Raw genomic sequence first — 25,495 nt, forward strand, 5'->3', positions numbered from 1 at the left:
AGAGCGCACTTGGCCGGAACGACCACAATTTTCGTTACTGCAAAATCTCGAACAGGCCGGCCGCGCCCATGCCGCCGCCGACGCACATGGTGACGACGCCGTACTTCGCCTTGCGGCGACGGCCTTCGATCAGCACATGGCCGGCAAGACGCGAACCGGTCATGCCGTAAGGATGGCCGACCGCGACGGAACCGCCGTTGACGTTGAGCTTTTCCGGATCGATGCCGAGCTTGTCGCGGCAATAGATCACCTGCACCGCGAACGCTTCGTTCAATTCCCACATGTCGATGTCCTCGACCTTGAGGCCGTGACGCTTGAGAAGGCGCGGAATCGCGAACACCGGGCCGATGCCCATTTCGTCGGGCTCGCAACCGGCGGCGACGAAGCCACGGAAGATGCCGAGCGGCTTCAGGCCTTTCTTGGCGGCCATCGCGTCGCTCATCACCACCGCGGCGCTGGCGCCGTCCGACAGCTGGCTGGCGTTGCCGGCGGTGATGACGCCGTTCTCGCGCACCGGCTTGAGGCCGGCGAGGCCTTCCGCCGTGGTCTCGGGACGCGGACCTTCATCCTGGGACAGGGTGATGTCCTTGAACGACACTTCCTTGGTTACCTTGTCGACGACAGCCATCTTGGTCGAGATCGGCACGATCTCGTCGTTGAAGCGCCCGCCCTGCTGCGCAGCGGCAGTGCGGCGCTGGCTCTCGAGCGAATACTCGTCCTGCTTCTCGCGCGAAATACCGTAACGCTTCGACACCACCTCGGCGGTATCGAGCATCGCCATGTAGACGTCGCCCTTCATCGCCATCAGCGCCGGATCGACGGCATGAAACTTGTTGGCATGCTCGTTCTGCACGAGGCTGATCGATTCACCGCCGCCGGCAACGGCGATCTCGACGCCGTCGAACAGCACCGAGCGCGCGGCGACCGCGATGGCCTGAAGGCCCGAGGCGCACTGGCGATCGATCGTGGTGCCGCCAACGGTGACCGGAAGACCGGCGCGCAGCGCGGCCTTGCGGGCGATGTTGCCGCCGGTCGCGCCCTGCTGCATGGCAGCGCCCATCACCACGTCCTCGATCTCGGCGCCGTCGATGCCGGCGCGCTTGACCGCATGTTCGATGGCATGGCCGAGCAGCGTCGCGCCCTCGGTGTTGTTCAGGGCGCCGCGATAGGCCTTGCCGATCGGGGTGCGGGCGGTGGAAACGATGACGGCGTCGGTCATGAGCGGACTCCTGTTGCGAGTTGTTGCTGTTGTTTTGATGGGTTCAGTTGCTGGGAACGCAGTTCGTGGCGCGAAAGCTTGCCCACGGTGGTGCGCGGCAGTTCCTTGAGAAATTCGACGGCGACGGGCAGTTCGTGCTTGCCGACCTTTCCGGCCAGAAAAGCGCGCAGATCCTCGATCGAGAACGGTTCGGCGCCGGTGCGCAGCGTGATGAACGCCTTGGCCGCTTCGCCGCGATAGTCATCGGGGATGCCGATCACCATCACTTCCTGCACCGACGGATGGGTGTAGATCGCCTGCTCGATCATCTGCGGATAGACGTTGAAGCCGCCGGAGATGATCATGTCCTTCTTGCGGTCGACCAGATAGAAATATCCGTCGCTGTCCATGTAGCCGATGTCGCCGGTGAGGAAGCGGTCGCCGACGAACGAACCGGCGCTTTCCTGCTCGCGATTCCAGTAGCCGCGGGTGACGTTCGGTCCCTTGATGCGGATTTCTCCGGCCTCGCCGACCGGCAGAACCCTGGTCGGATCGTCGAGCGAAACCACATCCATCTCGATTCCCGGCAGCATCAGGCCGATCGAGCCCGGCTTGTCGGGACCGACCGGCGGATGGCCGGTGCCGGGCGAGCAGGTTTCGGTCATGCCCCAGCCGCTCTTGAGCGTGAGCCCGGTCTTGCGTTCGAACACCTTCGCCACCTCGACCGGCAACGGCGCGCCGCCCGATCCGGCCGCAACCAGCGACGACAGATCGCGCTTGTCGAGATCGGGGAGGCTCGCGATCGCGATCCACATTGTCGGCACACCGGGAAAGGCGGTTGCGCGCTTCACTTCGATGTCGCGCATCACCGCCTCGACGTCGAAGCGCTGGTGCAGCGAGATCAGGTCGCCGAGCTTGATGCAACGAAGCAGGATCACCGTCAGCGCATAGATATGAAACAGCGGCAGCACGCAGATCACGCGCTCGACCGTGTTTCTTTCCGCCCGCGCCTTCTCGCTCCACACATCGTATATCGCGACGGCCGAGGTCAGATTGCCGTGGGTCAGCATCGCGCCCTTAGGCAGGCCGGTAGTGCCGCCGGTGTATTGCAGCAGCGCGACATCGTCCGGGCTGATCGCAGGCCATGCCGCCGGGGGCTGTGCGTCCCCGGCGAAATCCGCGAACGTGACGATGGCCGGATTGTCCGGCAGCGCCATCACCTTGTTGCCGACATCGCCCCATGTTTCGTCCTGGCAGACGATCAGGCGATCGACCAGGCCCTTGTCGAGAAATTTCAGCGCCATCGGCAGCAACGCCGCGAGGTTGCTGGTGACCAGCACCCGCGCGCCGCTGTCCTTGAGCTTGTGCGACAGCGCGATCTCGCCGTCGAGCGGGCTGAGATGGACGAGACGGGCGCCGGCCTTCAGGCCACCGAAGAAATTGATCGGATGGTCCGGTGAATTGCCGAGATACAGCGCAATCGCCGCGCCCTTGCCGAAGCCCGCCCGCAGGAAGGCGGCGGCGGCTTGATCGACCTTGCCCTGCAGTTCAGCGAAGGTGATCTGCCGATCGCGGAATTCCAACGCGGGGCGCGCGCCGTACGCCGCGGCCGATTTCGCCAGCAGATCCGGAATCGCGCCGCGCGCGATCGGGGCGTCCCAGCGGACGCCCTCGGGATAGAACTGCTCCCCGGGGTGGGCCATGGCCGTCAACCAGCTTTGGCGAGCGAAGCGAACGTCTTCCCTTCATCTGCAAGGCGCTTCAACAGCGGCGCCGGCTCCAGGGACGGATCGTTGGTCTGCTTGGCGTAGAACGACAGACGGTCGGCGATGTGCTTGAGGCCGACCTGATCGGCGTAGAACATCGGGCCGCCGCGATAGATCGGCCAGCCGTAACCGTAGAGCCAGACCACATCGATGTCGCTCGGACGCGACGCGATCTTCTCCTCGAGAATACGCGCGCCCTCGTTGATCATCGGATAGACCATGCGCTCGAGAATTTCGTCGTCGCTGATCTGGCGGCGCTTGAGGCCGAGCTTGGCGAGCGTTTCGTCGATCAGCTTCTCGACGTCCGGATCGGGCAGCGGCGCACGCGAGCCGCCTTCGTACTTGTAATAGCCCTTGCCGGTCTTCTGGCCGAAGCGTCCGGCCTCGCACAGCGCGTCGGCGATTTCCGACGTGATGCCGCGATCCTTGCGCGAGCGCCAGCCGATATCGAGACCGGCGAGATCGCCCATCGCGAACGGGCCCATCGGCAGACCGAACTTGGTCACCCCCGCGTCGACCTGCTGCGGCAACGCGCCTTCGAACAGGAATTTCTCGGACTGCTTGGAGCGGGCCGCCAGCATGCGGTTGCCGACGAAGCCGTCGCACACGCCGACCACCACCGGCACCTTGGCGATGCGCTTGGCGATCGAGACCGCCGTCATCAGCGCGTCCGGCGCGGTCTTCGCGCCGCGCACGATCTCGCACAGCTTCATGACGTTGGCGGGCGAGAAAAAGTGCATGCCCAGCACGTCCTGCGGACGCTTGGTCGTTGCCGCGATCTCGTTGATGTCGAGATAGGAGGTGTTGCTGGCCAGAACCGCGCCTTGCTTGGCGAACTGGTCGAGCTTGGTGAAGACCTCTTTCTTCACCGCCATGGTTTCGAACACCGCCTCGATGATCAGGTCGGCGTCCTTGACGTTCTCGAGACCGACCTTCGGCGTGATCCTGCCGACCCGCTTGGCGACCTCATCCGCCGACATGCCGCCGCGGGCCGCCGTCGCTTCATAATTTTTCTTGATGATGCCGAGGCCGCGATCGAGCTGCTCCTGCCCGGTTTCGATCAGGGTCACCGGAATACCTGCGCTGGCGAACGACATCGCGATACCGCCACCCATGGTGCCGGCGCCGATGATCGCGACACTGTCGACCTTGCGCGGCTTGGTGCCCTCCGGCACGCCCGAAACCTTGGCGGCTTCACGTTCCGAGAAGAATGCATAGCGCTGAGCCTTCGACTGATCGCCGGCGACGAGCTTGAGGAAGCTCTCGCGCTCCTTCTTCAGCGCTTCGTCGAACGGAACGTCGAGGGTCCAGCTCACCGCTTCGGCGCAGGCCAGCGGCGCTTCGAGGCCACGGTTGCGCTTGTTGGCCGCAGCGGCGGCATTGGTGAAGATCGAACGGTCGGCTTTCGCCGCCACGAGCTTGGAATCGTCATCGCGCAGACGGCGTAGCGGACGCTTTTCCGCCAGGACCTTGCGCGCGAACGTCTCGCCGCCGGCCGCCGGATCGCCGTCGATGATTTCCTCGATCAGCCCGTTCTTGAGTGCTTCCTGTGCGCCGATCGGATTACCGGTGACGACCATGGTGACGCCGAGTTCCGGTCCCACCGCACGCGGCAGGCGCTGCGTTCCGCCGGCGCCCGGCAACAGGCCGAGTTTCACTTCCGGCAGGCCCATTTTCGCGTCCTTGGTGGCGACGCGGAAGTGACAGCCCAGCGCGACTTCGAGACCGCCGCCGAGCGCGGTGCCGTGAATCGCGGCGACGACCGGCTTCGGGCAATTCTCGATGTCGGAAATCACATCGCCGAGGCCGGGAGGCTGCGGCGGTTTACCGAATTCGGTGATGTCGGCGCCGGCGATGAAGGTACGGCCGGCACAGGCGATAACGACGGCTTGAATTTGCGGATCAGCTCCAGCGCTCTTGATGCCTTCCGAAATGCCGCGGCGCACTGCTGCGCTCAACGCGTTTACCGGAGGATTGTTGACGGTAATAATTGCAACAACATCACGACGCTCAACTTTCACCACATCACTCACGCGCATCTCCTTATGTGCTTCTTTTTGCATTTCGCACTGCGAAATACAATTCCACATCTTGACACGGAGGCTTATTTTGAAGCACGTGCCTTGTCAACGAACAGAATGATCCAGGGCATGAAGCGTTCAAGCAAAAAGGTAGCGACCGATCGCAGCTTTGTGGTCGCACTCTCGCGCGGGCTTGATGTTCTGCGCGCATTTCGTCCAAACGACGGCCTTCTCGGCAATCAGGAGATTGCCGCGCGCACCAATTTGCCCAAGCCGACGATTTCGCGGCTGACCTACACGCTGACGAAACTGGGATATCTAACGCCAGTTCCACGCTTCGATAAATACCAGCTCGCACCGGCGGCGATTGCATTGGGCTATGCCGCGCTGACAAATCTCGGCGTGCGTCACATCTCCGATCCCTATCGCGATCAATTGATGCGGGAAACCGGCGGCGCGGTGGCGATCGGCGCGCGCGATCGCCTCAACATGATCTATTTCGGCCAGAGCCGCAGCAGTTTGACGGTTGGCGTGCTGCTCGATGTCGGCTCGCGGGTTCCGATCGCGACGACGGCGATGGGCCGCGCTTATCTGCTTGCGCTGCCCGAAGACGAGCGCGCCGTTCTGCTCAACGAGATCAGGGAGCATGTCGGCAACAGCCGCTGGCCCAAAGTTCGTGAGGGCATTGAACGTTCGGCCGAAACCCTGGCGAAATACGGCTTCACCACCTCCGCCGGCGAATGGCACAACGACATTCATGCCGCCGGCGTCGCGCTCAAATTGAACGACGGCACCGGCCCGTATGCGTTCAACTGCGGTGCACCGGCATTCAAATTTACCGAAGACCTGCTGCTCAACGATATTGGGCCACGTCTTCTGGCGATGGTGCGGAGCATCGAGCTTGCGCTGAACGGAAACGTCGCGCGCTCACCGGACATCAAAGAGAATAAAAAAATGAAGCCAGCAGGAGGGAAGCTTGCACGTGTCGCCGAAGGGATCAAACAGCCGCCGTTTTGACGGCAGCCCCGAAACTCACCCAGACCTCGTTCAATCCGCTTTCGTTGAACGCACCGTCGCGGGTTTCGGAATATGATGGAGATGCAACACGCACAGGGGGCGCAGCCCCTGCTCGCCGTTCGCGACGTCAGCGTCGTGTTCGGCGGCATCATTGCGCTGAACGGCGTCTCTTTCGACATGAAGCAGGGCCAGATCCTCGGTCTGATCGGCCCCAATGGCGCCGGAAAGACGACGCTCTTCAACTGTCTCAGCCGTCTCTATCACCCGAGCAAGGGCGATATCCTGATGGACGGGCAGAGCATCCTGCCCCGGAACGCGTCACGCATCGCCGAAATCGGCATCGGCCGCACGTTCCAGAACGTCGCGCTGTTCCCGAGGCTGACGGTCCTCGACAACATCCGCATCGGCGGGCATTGCCGCACCAAAAGCGACGTGATCAGCGATTCACTCAAGCTGTCATGGGTCCGGCGCGAGGAAGCCGCGCTCAACAGGCGCGTCGATGAAATCCTCACCTACCTCGATCTTCATGACGTCGCGCACCGCGATGTCGCGGGTCTCCCGTTCGGCACCCAGAAGCGCGTCGAACTCGGCCGCGCACTCGCTGCCGAACCGAAGATCCTGCTGCTCGACGAGCCTGCCGGCGGACTGAACCACGAGGAAGTCCACGAACTGGCCACCCTGATCCGCCGCATCCGCGACGAGCGCAAGATGACCGTGCTTCTGGTCGAGCATCACATGGGACTCGTGATGTCGATCGCCGATCATGTCGTCGCGCTGAACTTCGGAAAGAAACTCGCTGAAGGTACGCCTGCCGCCGTGCAGTCCGACCCCGACGTCATCAAAGCCTATCTGGGGAGCAAGGACTCATGACTGCGATGCTCAGCATAGCCAATCTCCGCGCCTATTACGGCCAGGTGCAGGCCCTTCACGGTCTTGAATTCTCCCTCAACGAGGGAAGCGTGACGACCCTGCTCGGCGCCAACGGCGCCGGCAAGACCACGACACTGCGGGCGATCTGCAACATGGTGCGCTCGACCGGCGACATCCATTTCGACGGCAAGCCGCTCACCGGACAAACCACCGAGAACATCGTGCGTCTCGGCATCGCCCACGTGCCGCAAGGCCGCGGCACCTTCACGACGATGACGGTGGAGGAAAACCTTCAACTCGGCGCGATCTCGCGCAAGGATACAAGGCAGATCGCCGGTGACATCGAGCGCATGTACGCGCATTTCCCGGTCCTCAAGCAGCGCCACACCCAGCAGGCAGGCACGCTGTCCGGCGGCGAACAACAGATGCTCGCGGTCGCCCGCGCGCTGATGCTGCGGCCGCGTCTGATGCTGCTCGACGAACCCTCGTTCGGCCTCGCGCCGCTGATCGTGCGCGACCTGTTCAAGATCCTCGGCAAGATCAACCGCGAGGACAAGGTCACCATCCTGGTGGTCGAACAGAATGCGCAACTCGCGCTCGAACTCGCCGAAACGGCGTTCGTGATCGAAACCGGACGCATCGTGATGTCGGGGAACGCGGCTGAAATCGCGAACAACGAAGACATCCGCAAATCGTATCTCGGATATTGAGGAACCGGCCATGGAGCTTCTGACCAACCAAATCCTGGCCGGCATTGCCACGGGCGCGATCTACGCGTGCATGGCGCTGGCCATCGTCATGATCTATCAGGCGATCGACCATCTGAACTTCGCCCAGGGCGAAATGGCGATGTTCTCGACCTTCATCGCCTGGCAATTAATGCAGTGGGGCATCCCCTATTGGTGGGCCTTCATCCTGACGCTGCTGATCTCCTTTGTCGGCGGCATCGTCATCGAACGGGCCTTGTTCAAGCCGCTGGTGAACGCTCCGGTCCTCACCCATGTCGCGGGGTTCATCGCGCTGTTCTCGATTCTCAACAGCGTCGCCGGCCTGACATGGGATTTCACCATCAAGCAGTTCCCGTCGCCGTTCGGCTCCTCGCCGTTCCTCGGCAGCCAGCTCATCAGCACCCATCAGGCGGGCATGATCGGAATTACGCTGGTTCTGCTGGTCATGCTGTTCCTGTTCTTCCGCTACACCCGGATCGGACTTGCGATGCGCGCGGCGGCGTCGCTGCCGGAATCGGCGCGGCTGGTCGGCATCAACACCAGCTGGATGATCGCGCTCGGCTGGGGCATGGCGAGCGCCATCGGCGCGATCGGCGGCATGCTGATCGCCCCGGTGGTGTTTCTTGAACCGAACATGATGGGCGGCGTGCTGCTTTACGGCTTCGCGGCAGCGGTGCTCGGCGGGCTGAGCAGCCCGTTCGGCGCCGTGCTCGGCGGCTTCCTGGTCGGCATCTTCGAGAACCTGGTCGGCACCTACATCCCCGGCGTCGGCAATGAGCTGAAGCTGCCCATTGCGCTGGCGCTGATCGTCATCGTGCTCGTCATCAAACCCTCCGGCCTCTTCGGTCGCTCCATCGTGCAGCGAGTTTAATCATGAGCGCAGAAACCGTTTCCGAAGCTCCGGCCGTCGCTGGTGTCTCCCGCAAGAACATGACGCTCGGCCGGGTCTCCAGCCTCGTCGTGCTGCTCCTGCTGATCGCCGTACCCCTGTTCGTGAAGAACTTCATCATCTTCCAGATGACGATGTGGCTGATCTACGCGCTTGCGATCATGGCGCTCAACATCCTGACCGGCGGCAGCGGACAGTTCTCGCTCGGCCAGAGCGCGTTTTATGCGGTCGGCGCCTATACCGCCGGCATCATGATCGAGCACATGGGCGTCAACTACGTGCTGACCCTGCCCGCGGCCGGCATCGTCTGCTTCATCTTCGGCTTCCTGTTCGGCTTCCCGGCGTTACGCCTGAGCGGCATCTATCTCGCTCTCGCGACCTTCGCCCTCGCCGTCGCGATGCCGCAGCTTCTGAAGCTCGGCGTGTTCGAGCACTGGACCGGCGGCGTTCAGGGCCTCGTCATCACCAAGCCGGACGCGCCGTTCGGCCTGCCGATCTCGCAGGACATGTGGCTCTATTACTTCACCCTCATCGTCTCGCTGCTGATTTATGTCGCGTCGGTCAACCTGCTGAACTCGCGCTCCGGCCGCGCACTGATGGCGATCCGCGACAACCAGATCGCGGCGTCGGCGATGGGCGTCGACCTCTCCCTCTACAAGACGCTGGCGTTCGGCATCAGCGCCGGCATCACCGGCGTCGCCGGTGCACTCGGCGCCATCGCGGTGCAATTCGTCGCGCCGGACGGCTACACCATCCAGCTTGCGATCGCGATCTTCCTCGGCATGGTGGTCGGCGGCGTCGGCTGGCTGCCGGGCTCGCTCGCCGGGTCGGCCTTCATCGTGTTCGTTCCCAACATCGCGGAAGGATTCTCCAAGGGGCTTTCCGGAGCCATCTTCGGCGTCTTCCTGATCGCCATCATCTTCCTTGTTCCTCACGGAGCAAGGCAAGTCGCGTATTACGCGGAACATCTATTCCATAAGCTAAAAAGAAACTGAGGAAAATCATGCTTTCTGCAAGACTGAAACTGAATGTCGCTGCGGTGTCGACGGCTGTCGTCGCGCTGGCCGTCACCGGTGGAAGCGCATTCGCACAAAAAAAATACGATACCGGTGCCTCCGATACTGAAATCAAGATCGGCAACATCATGCCCTACAGCGGCCCGGCGTCCGCTTACGGCGTTATCGGAAAAATGGAAGACGCCTACTTCAAGATGATCAACGAACAGGGCGGCATCAACGGCCGCAAGATCAAGTTCATCACCTATGACGACGGCTACTCGCCGCCGAAGGCCGTCGAACAGGCCCGCAAGCTGGTCGAGAGCGACGAGGTTCTGTTCGTGTTCGGCCCGCTCGGCACGCCCTCGAACTCGGCGATCCAGAAGTATCTGAACGCCAAGAAGGTGCCGCAGGTGTTCGTCGCCACCGGCGCGACCAAGTTCGGCGATCCGAAGGGCTTCCCCTGGACCATGGGCTGGCAGCCGCCATATCAGAGCGAAGGCAAGATCTACGCAAAGCACCTGCTGGCGACCAAACCGGACGCCAAGGTTGCGATCCTCTACCAGAACGACGACTTCGGTAAGGATCTGCTCAAGGGTCTGAAGGACGGACTTGGCGAAGCAGCCAAGAAAATGATCGTCGCCGAGGAAAGCTATGAAGTGTCCGAGCCGAGCATCGACTCGCACATCGTCAAGCTGAAGTCCTCGGGCGCCGACGTCTATTTCAGCATCACCACGCCGAAGTTCGCCGCCCAGAGCATCAAGAAGGTTGCCGAGCTTGGCTGGAAGCCGATGTACTTCCAGAGCAACGTCGGCGCCTCGGTCGGCAGCGTGCTCAAGCCGGCCGGCTATGAGAACGCCCAAGGCCTGCTGTCGGCGGCCTACGCCAAGGACGGCGCCGATCCGCAATGGGACAACGACGAGGGCATGAAGAAGTTCTACGCCTTCCTCGCCAAGTACGCGCCCGACGCCAACAAGGCGGACGGTTCGGTGGTTTACGGCTACGGCCAGGCCCAGACCCTGGTTCAGGTGCTCAAGCAGGCAGGCGACACCCTGACCCGCGAGAACATCATGAAGCAGGCCGCGAGCCTCAAGGACTTCGCCCCGGACACCCTGCTGCCCGGCGTGAAGATCAACACCAGCGCCAAGGACTTCTACCCGATCGAGCAGCTTCAGATGATGCGGTTCAAGGGTGAGAAGTACGAACTGTTCGGCCCGATCATCAGCGGAGAAGTCGGTGGTTAAGACCCCCGCCATGTCCGCTCCGGCGATCTCCGGATAAACGGAAAGCCCTCTGCGATTTTTATCGCAGAGGGCTTTTTGTTGAAATGAAGCCCTGTTGGGTCTTCAATTGAGGAAGCCACCAAGAGCTTTCGATCAAGAAAAGAAAAAGAGGACACGCAAAAAACGAGGAGAGCATAACATGAAGATAACGCAATCCCGGTTGGCCACGACATTCCTGGCGGCCGGACTCCTGGCGATGGCCAGCGGCACTGCGATGGCGCAAAAGAAGTACGATACCGGCGCCACCGACAAGGAAATCAAGATCGGCAATATCATGCCCTATAGCGGACCGGCGTCCGCCTACGGCGTGATCGGCAAGACCGAAGCCGCCTACTTCAAGATGATCAACGAGCAGGGCGGCATCAACGGCCGCAAGATCAACTTCGTCAGCTACGACGATGGTTACTCGCCGCCGAAAGCCGTCGAACAGGCGCGCAAGCTGGTCGAGAGCGACGAGGTGCTGTTCATCTTCAATTCGCTCGGCACACCGTCCAACTCGGCGATCCAGAAATACATGAACAGCAAGAAGGTGCCGCAGCTGTTCGTCGCCACCGGCGCAACCAAGTGGAACGACCCCAAGCACTTCCCTTGGACCATGGGCTGGCAGCCCAACTACCAGAGCGAAGGCCGCATCTATGCGAAGTACCTGATGAAGGAGAAGCCGAACGCCAAGATCGGAATCCTTTATCAGAATGACGACTTCGGCAAGGACATGCTCAAGGGCCTGACGGACGGGCTCGGCGCCAAGGCAAAGACGATGATCATTGCCGAGGAGCCCTATGAGGTGACGGTGCCGACCATCGACGCACAGGTCGTCGCGCTCAAGTCGAAGGGCGCGGATGTCTTCGTCAGCTTCACGACGCCGAAGTTCGGTGCGCAGTCGATCAAGAAGGTTGCTGAGCTTGGCTGGAAGCCGGTGTTCATCCTGAACAACGTAGCGGCCTCGGTCGGCAGCGTGATCAAGCCCGCCGGGTTCGAGAACGCGCAAGGCATCATCTCGGCGGCCTACGCCAAGGACGCCAGCGATCCGCAGTGGAAGGACGATGCGGGCATGAAGAAGTTCGATGACTTCCTTGCCAAGCACTTCCCGGAAGCCAACCGCCTCGACGGTTCGGTGATGTACGGCTTCAACGCCGCGCAGACCATGGTTCATGTTCTCAAGGCCTGCGGTGACAACCTCACCCGCGCCAACGTCATGAAGCAGGCTGCGAGCATCAAGGGCCTGCAGCTCGACGGCGTGCTGCCGGGCATCAAGATCAGCACCAGTGCGACCGACTTCGCACCGCTGGAGCAGCTTCAGCTCATGAAGTTCACCCAGGAGCGCTGGCAGCTGTTCGGCGACATCATCAGTGCCGAGGTTGGCGGCTAGTGTCCCGAATCCGAAGTTCGCCTCGTGTTGCGGCACATTTCTCGCGGACTTCGGATTCGAAGGGACACTAGCAATCTTATGATTCTGGTGTGGTTTCAGATTCGGACATTCGCTTGATGAACGCGTGGTTGCAATGAGGCGAATTTCCGAACCACCACACTGGTTCATTCAGCCATCGGAATCGGACTTCAGAACCCTCCGCGGGTATCCGCGGAGGGTTTTTTCTTGCGCGGGCGGCACGGACCTGTTTTGTGAACGGACGACAATTGGCATGAAGCATACCAATGACCGACCAGCGCGCATTCCTTCGTTCGATCTTCGATTCCGCCGTCGCAGCGGCCCATCCCGACCGGATTCTCGCTTCATATTTGCCGCCGGCGCCGAAGGGCCGCGTGATCTGCCTTGCCGCCGGCAAATCCGCCGCCGCGATGGCCGCCACGGTCGAGCAGCATTACATCGACACGCTGGGGCTGGATCCGTCGCGCATCACCGGCGTCGCCACCACGCGACATGGTCACCGCGTTCCGACACGGCGGATCGAAGTCATTGAAGCCGGTCATCCGGTGCCCGACGAAGCCGGGCTGAAAGGCGCGGCGCGAAGTCTCGATCTCGCGGCGCAAGCCGGCGCCGACGATCTCGTCCTCGCGCTGATCTCCGGCGGCGGCTCCGCCAACTGGATCGCCCCGGCCGAAGGCGTGTCGTTCGCCCAGAAGCAGCAGATGAACAAGGCGCTGCTGCGCTCCGGTGCGCCGATCGGCGAAATCAACACCGTGCGCAAGCACCTGTCGCGCATCAAGGGCGGACGGCTGGCGCGCGCCGCCTACCCTGCGCAACTCGTCACGCTGGCGATCTCCGATGTGCCGCATGACGATCCCGCGGTGATCGCCTCAGGCCCGACCGTGCCCGACACCACGACGCTGGCGGATGCGCGCGCCATCGTTGCGAAGTACGCGCTGACGCCGGACGACGCGGTGCATCGCGCGCTCAACGATCCCGCCAACGAAAGCGTGAAGCCCGGCGACAAGGCGTTCGTGAATGCGCAATTCCAGATCATCGGCAAGCCGCGTGACTCGCTCGATGCCGCGATCCGCGTCGCAAGGGACGCGGGCTATGAGGTGATCGATCTCGGCGCCGATCTCGAGGGCGAAGCCCGCGCGGTCGCCGCCGATCATGCGAAACTCGCGCGCGACGCCAAGGCGCAAGGCAAGCGGCTGGCGATCATGTCCGGCGGCGAACTGACGGTAATCGTGCGCGGCAACGGCCGCGGCGGCCCCAATCAGGAATACGTGCTGGCGCTGGCCGATCTGCTGGCCGGCACCACCGGCATCTGCGCGCTGGCGGCCGATACCGACGGTGCCGACGGCGGCGCGGGGTCGCCGACCGATCCGGCGGGCGCGATGCTCGATCAGCGCACCTTCGCGAAAATCCGCGACCTCAAGCTCGATCCGAAAGCCGCGCTCGACAACAACGACGCCACCACGTTCTTCGAGGCGACCGGCGATTTGATCGTGACCGGGCCGACGCTGACCAACGTCAACGACATCCGGGTCATTCTGGTCGATTGAGATTGAGAGCCTTTTTCTCGATGTCATGCCCGGGCTTGACCCGGGCATCCCGCTTAGGCTGGCATTGTGCGTCCCTCATCGGGATGGCCGGGACAAGCCCGGCCATGACGATCTTGTAGATGTAGGACGCTCAGGGCACTCCTCATCCTGAGGAGCAGGCGTAGCCTGCGTCTCGAAGGATGAGACCCTGATGATGCATCGCAGCCTCATGGTTGAGGCGACGCCACGCGACCCCTCACCCGCTTCGCGGCTTCGCCGCTCAGCTCTCCCACAAGGGGAGAAGGGAAAAAGAATCCTCAGCTGTCTGGAAACACGCGGCGATAATCAAATCGTCATGGGGCTTGACGGGGCGTGCCCCGGACGCGGTGCGGCATGCAATGCCGCTCCGCTGATCCGGGGTCGTTCCAGATGCAGAGTGTGGAACGGTCCCGGGTCTGCGTCGCAACGTGAAGAACGCTGCGCCGCGCCCGGGACTCGATGTCTTACCTTTCGAGGAGCGCGATCAGAACTCGCGCGCGATCTTGTCGAGCATCGCCAGCAGCGCCTCGCGGTTGTCCTCGCCGAGCAATTCGCTGAGCCGCGCCTCGTGCTTGATCGCCACCAGCTTCTTGGCCCGCGCCAGCACCGCCCGGCCCTTGTCGGTCAATTGCAGGATATGGGAGCGGCGGTCGTTGGTGGAGCGGATGCGGATGCACAGCTCACGGCTTTCCAGCCCGTCGAGCATCGCCACGAAGTTCGGCCGCAGGATGCCGAGCGTGGTCGCGATCTCGGTCTGGTTGCGGCCCGGATTCTTGTCGAGCAGCAGCAGAACCGAAAACTGCGCCGGCGTCAGTTGCAGCGGTTCGACGCAGCGGATGAAATCCTCGAAGATCTTGAGCTGCGCGCGCTTCAGCAGATAGCCGAGGCGCTCCGACAATTCGCCGATCTGGAGCGGACCGGCGTCGGCCGGCACGGCTGCGCCCGATGTCTTGCGGACGGCAGCGCTCCTCGGGGGGTTGGCCGCGCGCGCCTTGGATACAGCCATCGCTCAAATCCCGTTGTGCCGTCAGATGGCGGCCTGTACATCGTCAACTGGGCCTGCGGCCTTGAGATTATATTTGATAATCGTTATGGATCATATCAAATAGACAGAGCGGAATTCAACCGCTGTTTTGCTGTCGGGCGATCCGTTGCGCGGACGCCGTGCCCGACGCTTGAGGGGGAGCGCTGGGTTTGGACACGACCATTCTCCTGTTTCTGTTGCAGGACGGAATCACCAACGGCGCGATCTACGCGCTGCTCGGCCTCGCGCTGGTCCTGGTGTTTGCCGTCACCCGCGTCATCCTCATCCCCCAGGGCGAATTCATCACCTATGGCGCGCTCAGCTATGCCATGCTGGCGGAGGGAAAGGTGCCCGGCACGGCCTTGCTCGCCGTCGGCATGGGCATTGTCGCCTTCGGCTTCGATCTGTTCAGCGCGCGCAAGGCGATGCACGGCAAGATCGTGCTCCGCGCGCTGCTGGTCGATATCGTCCTGCCGGTCGCGGTGCTTGGGCTGATCCATGTGCTCGCTGGCCAGCACAGCTATGTCGCGGTCAATATCGCTTTGTCGCTGCTGATCGTCGCGCCGATCGGCCTGTATCTCTATCGCATCGCATTCCAGCCGATCGCGCACACCTCGGTGTTGGTGCTGCTGATCGCCTCGGTCGGCTGCCATCTCGCGATGCAGGGTTTCGGCCTGGTGTTCTTCGGCGCCGAAGGCTTGCGCGGGCCGGCGCTGTCCGACGTCGCGTTCGCGGCCGGACCGTTGCGCATCACCGGCCAGAACATCGCGGTCTACGGAATCACCGTGGCGCTGATCGTCGCGCTGTGGCTGTTCTTCGGTTACACGCTTTACGGCCGCGCGCTGCGCGCCACCGCCGTCAACCGCCTCGGCGCGCGGCTGGTCGGCATCCGCACTTCGCTGTCGGGCCAGATCGCGTTCCTGCTGGCGTCGCTGATCGGCGCAATCTCGGGCATCCTGATCGTGCCGATCACCACGCTCTATTACGACACCGGATTCCTGATCGGCCTGAAAGGCTTCGTCGCCGCGATCATCGGCGGCCTGATCAGCTATCCGGTGACGGCCGCCGCCGCACTCGTGGTCGGTATCGTCGAGGCGTTCTCGTCGTTCTACGCCAGCAACTTCAAGGAGGTCATCGTCTTCACTCTGATTCTTCCCGTTCTGGTCCTGCAGTCGCTCAAGGCGCCTGCGGTCGAGGAGGAGAAGGAGTGAGCGCGATGAAACAACGCCTGCCCGTTCTCGCCTTCACGCTGGTGATGGCCGCGATTCCGTTCATTCCCGACATGCCGCCGTTCTGGATCGTGCTGCTCGACAATATCGGCCTTGCCGCATTGGTGGCGATGGGCCTCGTGCTGCTCACCGGCGTCGGCGGCCTCACCTCGTTCGGGCAGGCCGCGTTCTGCGGCTTCGGCGCCTACACCACCGCCGTTCTCACCACCGCCTATGGCGTGTCGCCGTGGCTCACGCTGCCGCTGTCGCTGATCGTCAGCGGCGTCGCCGCGGTGTTTCTCGGTCTGGTGACGGTGCGGCTGTCGGGCCACTACCTGCCGCTCGGCACCATCGCGTGGGGCATCAGCCTTTATTACCTGTTCAGCAAGCTGGAATTCCTCGGCCGCAACGACGGCATTTCGGGCATCCCGCCGCTCAGCATCGGTTCGATGACGATGGCCGATCCGGGCAAAATCTATTTCGTGATCTGGGCGGCGGTCATCCTCTGCGCCATCCTGACGCTGAACCTGCTCGACTCGCGCACCGGCCGCGCCATCCGTGCGCTGCGGCGCGGACATATCGCGGCTGAAGCGTTCGGCGTGCAGACGGCGGGCGCGAAGCTGCTGGTGTTCGTCTATGCGGCGGTTCTCGCCGGCCTGTCCGGCTGGCTTTATGCGCACTTCCAGCGCGCGGCCAATCCAACTCCGTTCGGCGCCCACGCCGGCATCGAATATCTGTTCATCGCGGTGGTCGGCGGCGCCGGCTACATCTGGGGCGCGGTGCTCGGCGCCGGCATCGTCGTGGTGCTGAAGGAAATCCTGCAAAGCTACCTGCCCTACATTTTCGCCGGCAGCGGCCAGCTTGAAACCATTGTGTTCGGCATCCTGCTGGTGGTGCTGCTTCAGCTTGCGCCGACCGGCATGTGGCCGCGGCTGATGGCTTGGCTGCCGTCCGCGCCGGACAGGAAGCCGATCGATCCGACGGCCGCGCTCGACGCACGCCCGCGTCCGACGCTCGGCAATGGCGTGCTGCTGCAGATCGAAAATGCACGCAAGGAATTCGGCGGCGTGGTCGCGGTCAACGATGTCTCCTTCGACGTGCAGGCCAGGGAAATCGTCGCCCTGATCGGCCCGAACGGCGCCGGCAAGAGCACGACCTTCAACCTGATCACCGGCGTGCTGCCGTCGACGCGCGGCAGGATCTCGTTTCTCGGCAAGACCATCGACAATGCGCCGCCGCAGGAAGTGGTGAAGCTGCGCGTCGCGCGCACCTTCCAGCACGTCAAGCTGGTGCCGGACATGACGGTGCTGGAGAATGTCGCCATCGGCGCGCATCTGCGCGGCGAAGCCGGGCCGATCGCCAGCATGCTGCGCCTCGACCGCGGCGACGAGGCCAAGCTGCTCGCGGAGGCGGCACGCCAGATCAAGCGCGTCGGCCTCGAAGACCAGATGTATCAACTCGCGGGCTCGCTCTCGCTCGGCCAGCAACGCATCGTCGAGATCGCGCGCGCCTTGTGCGTCGATCCGATCCTGCTGCTGCTCGATGAGCCGGCCGCCGGCCTGCGCCATCTCGAAAAAGAGAAACTCGCCGCCCTGCTGCGCCAGTTGCGCGCCGAAGGCATGTCGGTGCTGCTGGTCGAACACGATATGGGCTTCGTGATGAATCTTGCCGACCGCGTGGTGGTGCTGGAGTTCGGCACCAAGATCGCCGAAGGCGTGCCGGATGCGATCAAGACCAACCCGGACGTGATCCAGGCCTATCTCGGAGACGCGGCATGAGCGCGCCCCTCCTGAAAATCTCCGACGTCTCGATTTCCTACGGCAAGGTCGAGGCAGTGCGCTCGGTGTCGCTCGATGTCGCGCCGAACGAGATCGTCACCATCGTCGGCGCCAACGGCGCCGGCAAGACCACGCTGCTCAACGCCGTGATGGGCATCCTGCCACTCAAGGGCCACGTCGCTTTCGACGGCACCGAACTGGCGCGGCTTGAAATCGAGGACCGCGTCGCCGCCGGGCTGTGTCTGGTGCCGGAGCATCGCGAACTGTTCGGTACCATGACGGTGGAGGAAAACCTCCAGCTCGGCGCGTTCCGCGTCGCCTCGTCGATCGCAGCCACCGAGCTTGAGCGCGTCTACACGCTGTTTCCGCGCCTCAAGGAGCGCCGCCAGCAACTGGCCGGAACGCTGTCCGGCGGCGAACAGCAGATGCTGGCGATGGGCCGCGCGCTGATGAGCCAGCCGAAACTCCTGATGCTGGACGAGCCAAGTCTGGGCCTCGCGCCCAAGATCGTCGCCGATATTTTCCGCACCGTCACCGAGTTGCGCGCGGCCGGCGTCTCGATCCTGCTGGTCGAGCAGAACGCCAACGCCGCGCTGCGCATCGCCGATCGCGCCTACGTCATGGAGCTTGGCGAATTCATTCTCAGCGGCCCCGCCCGTGAGATCGCCGCCGACCAGCGCGTGGTCGCGAGCTATCTCGGCTTCGAGCATCGCGAGCCGGGCGGAGTTTAGCGCGGCGTTTGTGAAAGCAAAATTTGTCATTGCCGGGCTTGACCCGGCAATCCCGATTAGACAGCGCACAGTTCGTCCCTAAGCGGGATGCCCGGGTCAAGCCCGGGCATGACGATTTTGTGGAAGCATCTAGGAGCAGTGCCAAACTCGATGTCGTCCCCTCAAACAGAAAGACCCGGTCTCGCGACCGGGCCTTTCCGTCAATGATGTCCCGCTCTTACTTCACGAGAACGTACTTGCCGTCCTTCACCGTCAGCAGGATGCGCGAGCGCTCGTCGAGGCCGTTGCGATCCTTCTCGGTAAAGTTGTAGACGCCCTGCGTCGCAGGGATTTCCTTTTCGGTGACCAGCGCCTTGCGGATCGCCTCGCGGAATTCCGGCGTGCCGGGCTTCGCGGTCTTCAGCGCCACCGGAATGACGCGCTTGAGAATCTCGAACGCATCAAAGGAGTGACCGGCGAACTGGCTGCGGCTGTTGGCGCCGTACTTCTTTTCGTACTCGGTATTGAGCGTCAGACCGGGCTTCTTGGTCAGCGCGCTATCGGCCTGGCCTTCCGGCGACATCACCGGGCCGGAGACCATGATCACGCCTTCCGCCGACTTCCCCGCGATGCGGATGAAGTCCATGCTGGCAGCGCCGTGGGTCTGGTAGATCAGGCCCTTGTAGCCGCGATCGCGCAGCGTCTGCTGCGGCAGCGCGGCGGCAGTGCCCGACGCGCCGATCAGGATAGCATCCGGATTGGCGGCGACGAGCTTGAGCGCCTGACCTGCCACCGAGGTATCGGGACGGGCGAAGCGCTCTTCGGTGACGATCTTGATGCCCATCGGCACGGCCTGGTTCTTGAGATCGTTGAACCACAGGTCGCCGTAGGAATCGGAGTAACCGATGTAGCCGACGGTTTTGACGTTGTGCGCCTTCATGTGATCGTAGAGCGCCTTGCCGACCAGCGGCACAGCCTGCGGCAGCATCACCGACCATTTCGCGCGCTGCTCGTTGATCGGGAACGGCGCGAGGCCGAGATGCGGAATTCCGGCCTCGTTGGCGACGGTCGAGATCGCCACGCTCGGCGGCGTGGTCGACGACCCCATGATGATGTCAGCCTTGGATTCGGTCACGAAGCGGCGGGCGTTCGTTGTCGCGGCGGTCGGATCGCCGCCGTCATCGAGAACGATGATATTGAGCTTTGCGCCGCCGATTTCCTTCGGCACGAATTCGAGCGCGTTGCGCTCCGGAATGCCGAGCGCCGCAGCCGGGCCGGTGGTGGCGATGGAAATGCCGATGGTGACTTCGTTGCTCTGCGCCAGCGCGGGCGCGGACAGCAGTGCCGACGTGGCCAGCGCCGCGGCGGTCAACATTAACTTCTTCATGGAATCCTCCCTGTTGAACAGGCTTTTTCGCCGTTCGTGGTTTTGAGTTCAAGTCCGTCCGTTCAAGTTAGTGCCGATTTTAGCTTCGTTCTTAACGCGGGGCCATCCGCAACGCGCCGTCGGGCCTGATTGCCGCACCGCGTCTGGCGGTATCCCGAGGCTCGCCAGCCCGAATCCGAACCCTGTCGGCCCATCCCATCGCACCCTCCCTGTCCGGCGGCCGGTCTGGCATGGCCTTGTCATGACGGTTGCAGCGCGATCACCTGCGGCGATGGCGCCGCGGCGTACAAACCTTCCACCACGGCGGCGCGATGCTCGAGCACGGCGCGCTGATTGACCGAGCCCTTGTCGGTGACTTCACCAAGATCGATCGACAGCGGCGTATCGAGCAGGATCGCGCGCGTGATGCGGGTCGATGAGCCGGTCGACGCCGCCATGAATTTTGCAAGGCGCTCGCGAAACGCCGCGCGGATCGCGGCGTCCGACGCGGCAGCGGCAATATCGCCGGCCGGCAGCGCGGGATTGAGGCTGCGGCAGCCATCGAGATCGAGGATCACCAGCGCGGCGAGATGATCGCGATTGATGCCGGCGATCACCACGTCGCGGACCAGCGGCGCACAGGCGGCGACAAACCGCGCGCGCAATGGCCCGACGCTGACCCAGGTGCCGCTGCTCAGCTTGAAGTCTTCGGAGATGCGGCCGTCGAAATCGAAGCCCTCGTCGAAATTGTCCGGATTGGCCGGCTTGATCGCATCGCCGAACTTGTAAAAGCCCTCATCGTCAAAAGCGGCTGCGGTCAGGTCCGGCTGACGCCAGTAACCCGGCATCACGTTCGGCCCCTTGGCCCTCACCTCCAGCTTGCCGTTGTTGGGCACGAGCTTGGCGTCGTTGCCCGGCACCGGCAGCCCGACATGGCCGGAGCGGCTGGTGAGCGGCGTCACCGACATGAAGAAGGGCGACGTTTCCGTGGCACCCAGCCCGGTCAGCATCGGCACGCGGTGGCCGGTCTCCTGCGCCGCGATGTCGTCGAGTTCGTTCCAGATGTGCGGGGCCAGCGCCGCGCCGCTGAAGAACATCGCGTCCAGCCGCGCGAAGAACTTTCTCCGCAACGCTGCATCGTCGCGGAAATACGACAGCAGCGTTTCATATCCCTTCGGCACGTTGAAATAGACCGTCGGCGAAATCTCGCGCAGGTTGCGCACGGTTTCCTCGATGCCGCCGGGCACCGGTTTGCCCTCGTCGAGATACATCGAGCCGCCGTTGTAGAGCGTGAGGCCGATATTGTGATTGCCGCCGAAGGTGTGATTCCACGGCAGCCAGTCGACGATCACCGGCGGCGCGTCCTTCAAGAACGCCAGCGTCTCGCGCAGCATCACCTGATTGGCGCAGATCATCCGCTGGGTGTTGATCACCGCCTTGGGCATCCCGGTCGAACCCGAGGTCAGCAGGAATTTAGCCACCGTGTCGGGACCGATCGCGTCGTGCGTGGCGTCGAGTTGCGGACTCTCGGGCGTCGCCAGCAAATCGGCGAGCAGCGTCGCGCGGCGGCCCTCGACCGCGCCCCGCGCCACCACGATCTCGGCCGTCTCCGGCACGTTGACGCGCAGCGCATCGGCAAACTTGTCGCCATCGTCGGCGAACACCAGACCCGGCGTCAGCAGGCGGATGACGTGCGCGAGCTTGCCGTAATCCCGCGACACCAGCGAATAGGCCGCCGACACCGGACAGAACGGCACCCCGGCATACAGCGCGCCGAACGCCATCAGCGCATGGTCGATCGAATTGCCCGACAGGATCAGCAGCGGCTTGTCCGCCGACAGCCCGCGCCCGATCAGCGCCGAGGCGACGCGGCGGCTCGATGCCAACAACCCTTTATATGTCAGCGTGCGCCAGCCGCCCTGCGCGTTGCGCTCGGCCATGAACACACGCTCCGGCGCCACCTCCGCCCAGTGATGCAGACGGTCGGTGATCCGCACCGGATACTCGGCCAGCGGCGCTGTCGGGCGCAGATAGATCGTGCCGTCGGGCCTGCGCTCGATGGTGACCTGTGGCGCGCCGAACGAGATCGGCCGCAACGGATGCGGACTGGCGGCCCGCGCCGCGCTTTTCACATCCGTTGCTGTCGATCGCTCTGCCATGTCAGGTCGGCTTTACCTTGGCGGCCTTGCGGTCGAGGAAGGCGCGGATGCGCGATTTGGCTTCCCTGTCGCTCTGCGCCACCGTCGCCATCAGCGACTCCATCAGCAGCCCGGCCTGCGGATTGGATTCCGCGATCATCGGCAGCGCCTGCAGCACCGCGAAATTCGTCAGCGGCGCGTTCTGCGACACGCGCTCGGCCAGCTCCATCGCCTTGGCGAAACCCTGCCCGGCTTCGACGAGATATTGCGTGAAGCCCTGCGTCACGCCCTCCTCGGCATTGTACATGCGGCCGGTCAGCATCATGTCCGCCATCCGCGCGACGCCGATCAGGCGCGGCAGCCGTACCGATCCGCCACCGCCGACGAAAATCCCGCGCTGCCCTTCCGGCAATGCGAAATAGGCGGTCGGCTCGGCGACGCGGATATGCGCGGCGCAGGCAAGCTCCAGCCCGCCGCCGATCACGGCGCCCTTGAGCGCGGCGATCACCGGCGCGCGCGAGAACTGGATCTTGTCGAAGGCGCGGTGCCACACCCGCGAATGCATCAGCCCTGCGGTGGCATCACGCTCCGACAATTCGGACAGGTCGAGGCCCGACGAGAAATGATCGCCGATCCCGTGCAGCACCACCGCGCCGATGTCATCCGGCAGTTCGGCGAAACAGCGTTCGATCTCGGCGATGATGCCGTCGTTGAGCGCGTTGCGTTTCGCCGGGCGGTTGAGGCCCACGGTGAGCACCGCGCCGACCTTCTCGATCGCCAGCAGCGATGAGCCAGTGTTGGTCGCGGAGGAAGGATGGGCCATGCCGGTCTCTGTGCTGAGAAGAATAGTTATACAATATAACTAATGGACCGAGAGTCAATGGCGCTGCGTCTTCGCGGCAAGCCCGATGCGCTCCCTCTCCTCGACGGGGAGAGAGGTGGAGAAAAGTGGCGGCAACGATAGTTCTCTCCGTCATGGCCGGGCATAGCCGTTCGAAGAACGGCGTCGCTTCCGCTCGCCTATGTCCCGGCCATCCACGCCTTTCCTGCTGCCCGAATGAAGACGTGGATCACCGGGACAAGCCCGGTGATGACATCGCATGTGGCGCAAGCAGACGCGCGGATAGACAGTTCCGAGCAAGCGTGAACGCGATCACAGCACCTGATGAACGTCGAGTTCGACGCGATCGGGATGCCGCGTGCCGACGCCGACGAACAGATGCTCCATCAGCCAGCGATATTTGTCGCTGCCGGTCTCGAACCGCGGCACGCTGCGAAAATAAATCAGCTTGGGATCAACCGGCTCGCCGCGCTTGATGCGATCAAGCGCCTCCTTCGGCCCGAACCGGATGCCGATGTTCTCGATGTAGATCACCGCGCCGTCGTCCATCTCGAAGGCATACTTGGCTTCGAGTTCGGTGAAGCCGTTGGGGCGGATGATCTGGAAATCCGCGCCGCACGGAAAGATCGTGCCGCGCATCCCCTCGCCCGTCACCTCGCCGCCCAGAATCGGAATGACGCGGCGCGTGCCGGTGCCGATCTCGCCCGCCGAGATCGGCTGGCCGACCTTGATCGCGAGGCTGAACACATACCTGGTGGCGAGAGACGGTGTCATGGCGCTATCCCATCATGCGTTGCGGCAGCCAGATCGCGAGCAGCGGGAACGTGATCAGCAACACCAGACGGATCAGGTCGGTAACCACGAACGGCAGCACGCCGATAAACACCGTCGACATGTTGACGTCCTTAATCACGCTCTTGATCACGAACACATTCATGCCGACCGGCGGATGAATCAGGCCAAGCTCCACCGTCATCACGATGATGACGCCGAACCAGATCGGATCGAAGCCGAGCGCGGTGACCACCGGAAACACGATCGGCACGGTCAGGATCACCATCGCCATCGCGTCCATCAGGCAGCCGAGCACGAGATACATCATCAGGATCAGCGCCAGCACGCCGTATTTGCCGATGCCGAGGCCGGTGAGGAATTCGGTGACGTGCTGCGGCGTCTGGGTGATGGTGAGGAAATAGCCGAAGCACAGCGCGCCGATCAGGATCGTGAACACCGCCGCCGCAGTGCGCGTCGCCTGCAGCAGCGATTGCAGGATGCCGTCCTTGGTCAGCTTGCCGCGCATCACGCCGATGATGAAGGCGCCGACCGCACCGACCGCGCCGGCCTCGGTCGGGATGAAAAAGCCGCCGTACAACCCGCCGATCACGAACACGAACAGCGCCAGCGGCGACCACACATCCTTCAGCGCGTGCAGCCGGTCTTTCCACGGGCTTTTCGGCCCGCTCGGCAGGAAGCCGGGTTTGACGACGCCGATAATGAAGATGGTGATCATGTGCATCGCGATCGCCAGCAGGCCGGGAATGACGCCGGCGATGAACAGCTTGCCGATATCCTGCTGGGTGATGATGCCGTAGACCGCGAGCACGGTGGACGGCGGCAGCATCGCGCCGAGGGTGCCGCCGACCGCGATCACGCCGGTGGCAAACGATTGCGGATAGCCGAAGCGCCGCATCTCGGGATAGGCCACCGCCGAGAACGTCGCGGCGGTCGCAACCGACGAACCGGAGATCGCCGCGAAACCGCCGCAGGCCGCGATGGTAGCGATGCCGAGCCCGCCCTTCCAGTGGCCGACGAAGGTGTTGGCGGCGCGGAACAGTTCGCGGCTGATGCCAGACACCGACACGAACGCGCCCATCAGCAGGAACATCGGAATCACGCCGAAGGTGTAGTCGGTCACCGTGCGCATCACGGTCTGGCCGACCAGTTTCAGTGCCGGCTCGTAGCCGGTGAGATAACCGAAGCCGGTGATGCCGACGAGGCCCATCGCCATGCCGACCGGCACGCGCAGCAGCATCAGGGCGAACAGCGAGACAAAGCCGATGACGGCGACCGCTTCATTGCTCAGCATCGCCTCACTCCGCCGTCTTGATCTTCGGTTCGACCATCAATTCGGGATTGAAGATCAGCCGCCAGGTGCGGATCGCGATCAGCAGCACCGCGGAGACATCACCGATCCAGGCCACCGCGAAGAACGGCCAGTTCGGCAGCCGCAGATCGTAGGTCAGGACGTGGTCGTAGTAAGTGGTCACCACCTTGTCGAACAGCGTGTAGGTCTGCACCGTCACCACGAACAGCAGCACCAGCGTCGCGAAAATGTCGATCCAGCGCTGATACTTCGGCGTCGCGTTGGCCCACACCAGGTCGACGGTGATATGGGTGCCGCGATAGCTGGTCGCCGCGATGCCCCAGAAGATCAGGATGCCGAGCAGCAGCCGGCCGAAATCGTAGTAATCCGGAATCGAGATCGCGAAGAACTTGCGCAGGAACACCGCGATGAAGGTGTTGAGCGCGACGATGCCGACGAACGCCGCCGCAACCCATTCGATCGAATCGATGAAACGATCCATCGGGTTGCGCTTGCGTGACGGCTCTTCCTGCGGAGCGCCGGGAACGCCGTCGCTCGAAGCTTGCGGAGTGGCGGTCATGGATCACCGGATTGATGAAGAAAATCGCGGCGACACGATCATCGCCGC

At 63.4% G+C, this 25,495-nt stretch carries 21 protein-coding genes; 11 read left to right on the forward strand and 10 right to left on the reverse strand.

The features are described 5' to 3' along the window. Nucleotides 1-34: 34 nt before the first annotated feature. From ASC80_RS16685 to ASC80_RS16695, 3 genes are read right to left on the reverse strand one after another with little or no spacing between them, the layout of a single operon-like run. On the reverse strand, nt 35-1,219 hold the full coding sequence (locus ASC80_RS16685; RefSeq protein WP_056299524.1) for an acetyl-CoA C-acyltransferase: 1,185 nt from the start codon (nt 1,217-1,219) through the stop codon (nt 35-37). Beyond that, nucleotides 1,216-2,901, reverse strand: coding sequence for a dicarboxylate--CoA ligase PimA (gene pimA / locus ASC80_RS16690; RefSeq protein WP_056299527.1), 1,686 nt, complete (start codon nt 2,899-2,901; stop codon nt 1,216-1,218). Before pimA ends, ASC80_RS16685 begins: the two co-directional genes overlap by 4 nt. 5 nt (nt 2,902-2,906) lie before the next feature. Further along, nucleotides 2,907-4,997, reverse strand: a complete 2,091-nt coding sequence (locus ASC80_RS16695; RefSeq protein WP_056300876.1) for a 3-hydroxyacyl-CoA dehydrogenase NAD-binding domain-containing protein — start codon at nt 4,995-4,997, stop codon at nt 2,907-2,909. A 117-nt stretch (nt 4,998-5,114) separates the two neighbouring features. On the opposite strand from ASC80_RS16695, the gene ASC80_RS16700 reads away from it, so the two are divergent. The 8 genes from ASC80_RS16700 (at nt 5,115) to ASC80_RS16735 (ending at nt 13,701) form a co-directional block, all read left to right on the forward strand. After that, nucleotides 5,115-6,002 carry an IclR family transcriptional regulator gene (locus tag ASC80_RS16700; protein ID WP_056299531.1) on the forward strand — a complete coding sequence of 296 codons (888 nt, stop codon included), beginning with the start codon at nt 5,115-5,117 and terminating at the stop codon, nt 6,000-6,002. A gap of 72 nt (nt 6,003-6,074) precedes the next feature. Then, entirely contained in the window at nt 6,075-6,872 is a 798-nt protein-coding gene (locus ASC80_RS16705) for an ABC transporter ATP-binding protein (protein ID WP_056299533.1), read from the forward strand. Continuing rightward, nucleotides 6,869-7,582, forward strand: coding sequence for an ABC transporter ATP-binding protein (locus ASC80_RS16710; protein WP_056299536.1), 714 nt, complete (start codon nt 6,869-6,871; stop codon nt 7,580-7,582). Before ASC80_RS16705 ends, ASC80_RS16710 begins: the two co-directional genes overlap by 4 nt. Nucleotides 7,583-7,592: 10 nt before the next feature. Beyond that, on the forward strand, nt 7,593-8,471 hold the full coding sequence (locus tag ASC80_RS16715) for a branched-chain amino acid ABC transporter permease (RefSeq protein WP_056299538.1): 879 nt from the start codon (nt 7,593-7,595) through the stop codon (nt 8,469-8,471). Between the two features lie 2 nt (nt 8,472-8,473). Next, nucleotides 8,474-9,484, forward strand: a complete 1,011-nt coding sequence (locus tag ASC80_RS16720; protein WP_056299542.1) for a branched-chain amino acid ABC transporter permease — start codon at nt 8,474-8,476, stop codon at nt 9,482-9,484. 8 nt (nt 9,485-9,492) lie between these two features. Then, nucleotides 9,493-10,728, forward strand: a complete 1,236-nt coding sequence (locus tag ASC80_RS16725) for an ABC transporter substrate-binding protein (RefSeq protein WP_056299545.1) — start codon at nt 9,493-9,495, stop codon at nt 10,726-10,728. A gap of 178 nt (nt 10,729-10,906) precedes the next feature. Then, on the forward strand, nt 10,907-12,136 hold the full coding sequence (locus tag ASC80_RS16730) for an ABC transporter substrate-binding protein (protein ID WP_056299548.1): 1,230 nt from the start codon (nt 10,907-10,909) through the stop codon (nt 12,134-12,136). Nucleotides 12,137-12,420: 284 nt separating this feature from the next. After that, on the forward strand, nt 12,421-13,701 hold the full coding sequence (locus tag ASC80_RS16735) for a glycerate kinase type-2 family protein (RefSeq protein ID WP_056299551.1): 1,281 nt from the start codon (nt 12,421-12,423) through the stop codon (nt 13,699-13,701). A gap of 502 nt (nt 13,702-14,203) precedes the next feature. Here ASC80_RS16735 and ASC80_RS16740 read toward each other — a convergent pair. Further along, complete coding sequence (locus tag ASC80_RS16740; protein ID WP_056299552.1) at nt 14,204-14,725, reverse strand: MarR family winged helix-turn-helix transcriptional regulator; 522 nt, start codon at nt 14,723-14,725, stop codon at nt 14,204-14,206. A 188-nt stretch (nt 14,726-14,913) separates the two neighbouring features. On the opposite strand from ASC80_RS16740, the gene ASC80_RS16745 reads away from it, so the two are divergent. Genes ASC80_RS16745 through ASC80_RS16755 form a run of 3 tightly spaced genes read left to right on the forward strand, consistent with a single transcriptional unit; the run spans nt 14,914 to nt 18,460 of the window. Beyond that, the gene (locus tag ASC80_RS16745) at nt 14,914-15,954 is read left to right on the forward strand and encodes a branched-chain amino acid ABC transporter permease (protein WP_056299554.1); all 1,041 of its coding nucleotides are present in this window, start codon (nt 14,914-14,916) and stop codon (nt 15,952-15,954) included. A 5-nt stretch (nt 15,955-15,959) separates the two neighbouring features. After that, nucleotides 15,960-17,729: a branched-chain amino acid ABC transporter ATP-binding protein/permease gene (locus ASC80_RS16750; RefSeq protein WP_056299556.1), complete on the forward strand. Its 1,770-nt coding sequence runs from the start codon at nt 15,960-15,962 to the stop codon at nt 17,727-17,729. Continuing rightward, nucleotides 17,726-18,460 (forward strand): ABC transporter ATP-binding protein, encoded by a 735-nt coding sequence (locus ASC80_RS16755; RefSeq protein WP_056299561.1) that lies wholly within the window; start codon nt 17,726-17,728, stop codon nt 18,458-18,460. Before ASC80_RS16750 ends, ASC80_RS16755 begins: the two co-directional genes overlap by 4 nt. Before the next feature lie 217 nt (nt 18,461-18,677). Here the strand turns inward: ASC80_RS16755 and ASC80_RS16760 are convergent, their stop codons facing one another. From ASC80_RS16760 to ASC80_RS16785, 6 genes are all read right to left on the reverse strand, one after another. Further along, nucleotides 18,678-19,826 carry an ABC transporter substrate-binding protein gene (locus ASC80_RS16760; RefSeq protein ID WP_056299563.1) on the reverse strand — a complete coding sequence of 383 codons (1,149 nt, stop codon included), beginning with the start codon at nt 19,824-19,826 and terminating at the stop codon, nt 18,678-18,680. A gap of 239 nt (nt 19,827-20,065) precedes the next feature. Next, on the reverse strand, nt 20,066-21,964 hold the full coding sequence (locus ASC80_RS16765; RefSeq protein ID WP_056299565.1) for a feruloyl-CoA synthase: 1,899 nt from the start codon (nt 21,962-21,964) through the stop codon (nt 20,066-20,068). 1 nt (nt 21,965) lies between these two features. Continuing rightward, on the reverse strand, nt 21,966-22,766 hold the full coding sequence (locus tag ASC80_RS16770) for a crotonase/enoyl-CoA hydratase family protein (RefSeq protein WP_056299568.1): 801 nt from the start codon (nt 22,764-22,766) through the stop codon (nt 21,966-21,968). A gap of 330 nt (nt 22,767-23,096) precedes the next feature. Beyond that, a complete protein-coding gene (locus ASC80_RS16775; RefSeq protein WP_056299570.1) occupies nt 23,097-23,558 on the reverse strand; it encodes a DUF3237 domain-containing protein in 462 nt (153 codons plus the stop codon). 4 nt (nt 23,559-23,562) lie between these two features. Beyond that, nucleotides 23,563-24,867: a TRAP transporter large permease gene (locus ASC80_RS16780; protein ID WP_056300879.1), complete on the reverse strand. Its 1,305-nt coding sequence runs from the start codon at nt 24,865-24,867 to the stop codon at nt 23,563-23,565. A 7-nt stretch (nt 24,868-24,874) separates the two neighbouring features. Next, entirely contained in the window at nt 24,875-25,369 is a 495-nt protein-coding gene (locus ASC80_RS16785; protein ID WP_056300881.1) for a TRAP transporter small permease, read from the reverse strand. Nucleotides 25,370-25,495: the final 126 nt, after the last annotated feature.

The sequence above is a fragment of the Afipia sp. Root123D2 genome, assembly GCF_001425835.1.
GTDB lineage: Bacteria > Pseudomonadota > Alphaproteobacteria > Rhizobiales > Xanthobacteraceae > Afipia.

What these genes read in the sequence shown, in the direction of transcription:
- ASC80_RS16685 (WP_056299524.1), bottom strand. Translation starts at nt 1,219, where the DNA reads ATGACCGACGCCGTCATCGTTTCCACCGCCCGCACCCCGATCGGCAAG.
- pimA (WP_056299527.1), bottom strand. Translation starts at nt 2,901, where the DNA reads ATGGCCCACCCCGGGGAGCAGTTCTATCCCGAGGGCGTCCGCTGGGAC.
- ASC80_RS16700 (WP_056299531.1), top strand. Translation starts at nt 5,115, where the DNA reads ATGAAGCGTTCAAGCAAAAAGGTAGCGACCGATCGCAGCTTTGTGGTC.
- ASC80_RS16705 (WP_056299533.1), top strand. Translation starts at nt 6,075, where the DNA reads ATGATGGAGATGCAACACGCACAGGGGGCGCAGCCCCTGCTCGCCGTT.
- ASC80_RS16710 (WP_056299536.1), top strand. Translation starts at nt 6,869, where the DNA reads ATGACTGCGATGCTCAGCATAGCCAATCTCCGCGCCTATTACGGCCAG.
- ASC80_RS16715 (WP_056299538.1), top strand. Translation starts at nt 7,593, where the DNA reads ATGGAGCTTCTGACCAACCAAATCCTGGCCGGCATTGCCACGGGCGCG.
- ASC80_RS16720 (WP_056299542.1), top strand. Translation starts at nt 8,474, where the DNA reads ATGAGCGCAGAAACCGTTTCCGAAGCTCCGGCCGTCGCTGGTGTCTCC.
- ASC80_RS16725 (WP_056299545.1), top strand. Translation starts at nt 9,493, where the DNA reads ATGCTTTCTGCAAGACTGAAACTGAATGTCGCTGCGGTGTCGACGGCT.
- ASC80_RS16730 (WP_056299548.1), top strand. Translation starts at nt 10,907, where the DNA reads ATGAAGATAACGCAATCCCGGTTGGCCACGACATTCCTGGCGGCCGGA.
- ASC80_RS16735 (WP_056299551.1), top strand. Translation starts at nt 12,421, where the DNA reads ATGACCGACCAGCGCGCATTCCTTCGTTCGATCTTCGATTCCGCCGTC.
- ASC80_RS16740 (WP_056299552.1), bottom strand. Translation starts at nt 14,725, where the DNA reads ATGGCTGTATCCAAGGCGCGCGCGGCCAACCCCCCGAGGAGCGCTGCC.
- ASC80_RS16750 (WP_056299556.1), top strand. Translation starts at nt 15,960, where the DNA reads ATGAAACAACGCCTGCCCGTTCTCGCCTTCACGCTGGTGATGGCCGCG.
- ASC80_RS16755 (WP_056299561.1), top strand. Translation starts at nt 17,726, where the DNA reads ATGAGCGCGCCCCTCCTGAAAATCTCCGACGTCTCGATTTCCTACGGC.
- ASC80_RS16760 (WP_056299563.1), bottom strand. Translation starts at nt 19,826, where the DNA reads ATGAAGAAGTTAATGTTGACCGCCGCGGCGCTGGCCACGTCGGCACTG.
- ASC80_RS16765 (WP_056299565.1), bottom strand. Translation starts at nt 21,964, where the DNA reads ATGGCAGAGCGATCGACAGCAACGGATGTGAAAAGCGCGGCGCGGGCC.
- ASC80_RS16770 (WP_056299568.1), bottom strand. Translation starts at nt 22,766, where the DNA reads ATGGCCCATCCTTCCTCCGCGACCAACACTGGCTCATCGCTGCTGGCG.
- ASC80_RS16775 (WP_056299570.1), bottom strand. Translation starts at nt 23,558, where the DNA reads ATGACACCGTCTCTCGCCACCAGGTATGTGTTCAGCCTCGCGATCAAG.
- ASC80_RS16785 (WP_056300881.1), bottom strand. Translation starts at nt 25,369, where the DNA reads ATGGATCGTTTCATCGATTCGATCGAATGGGTTGCGGCGGCGTTCGTC.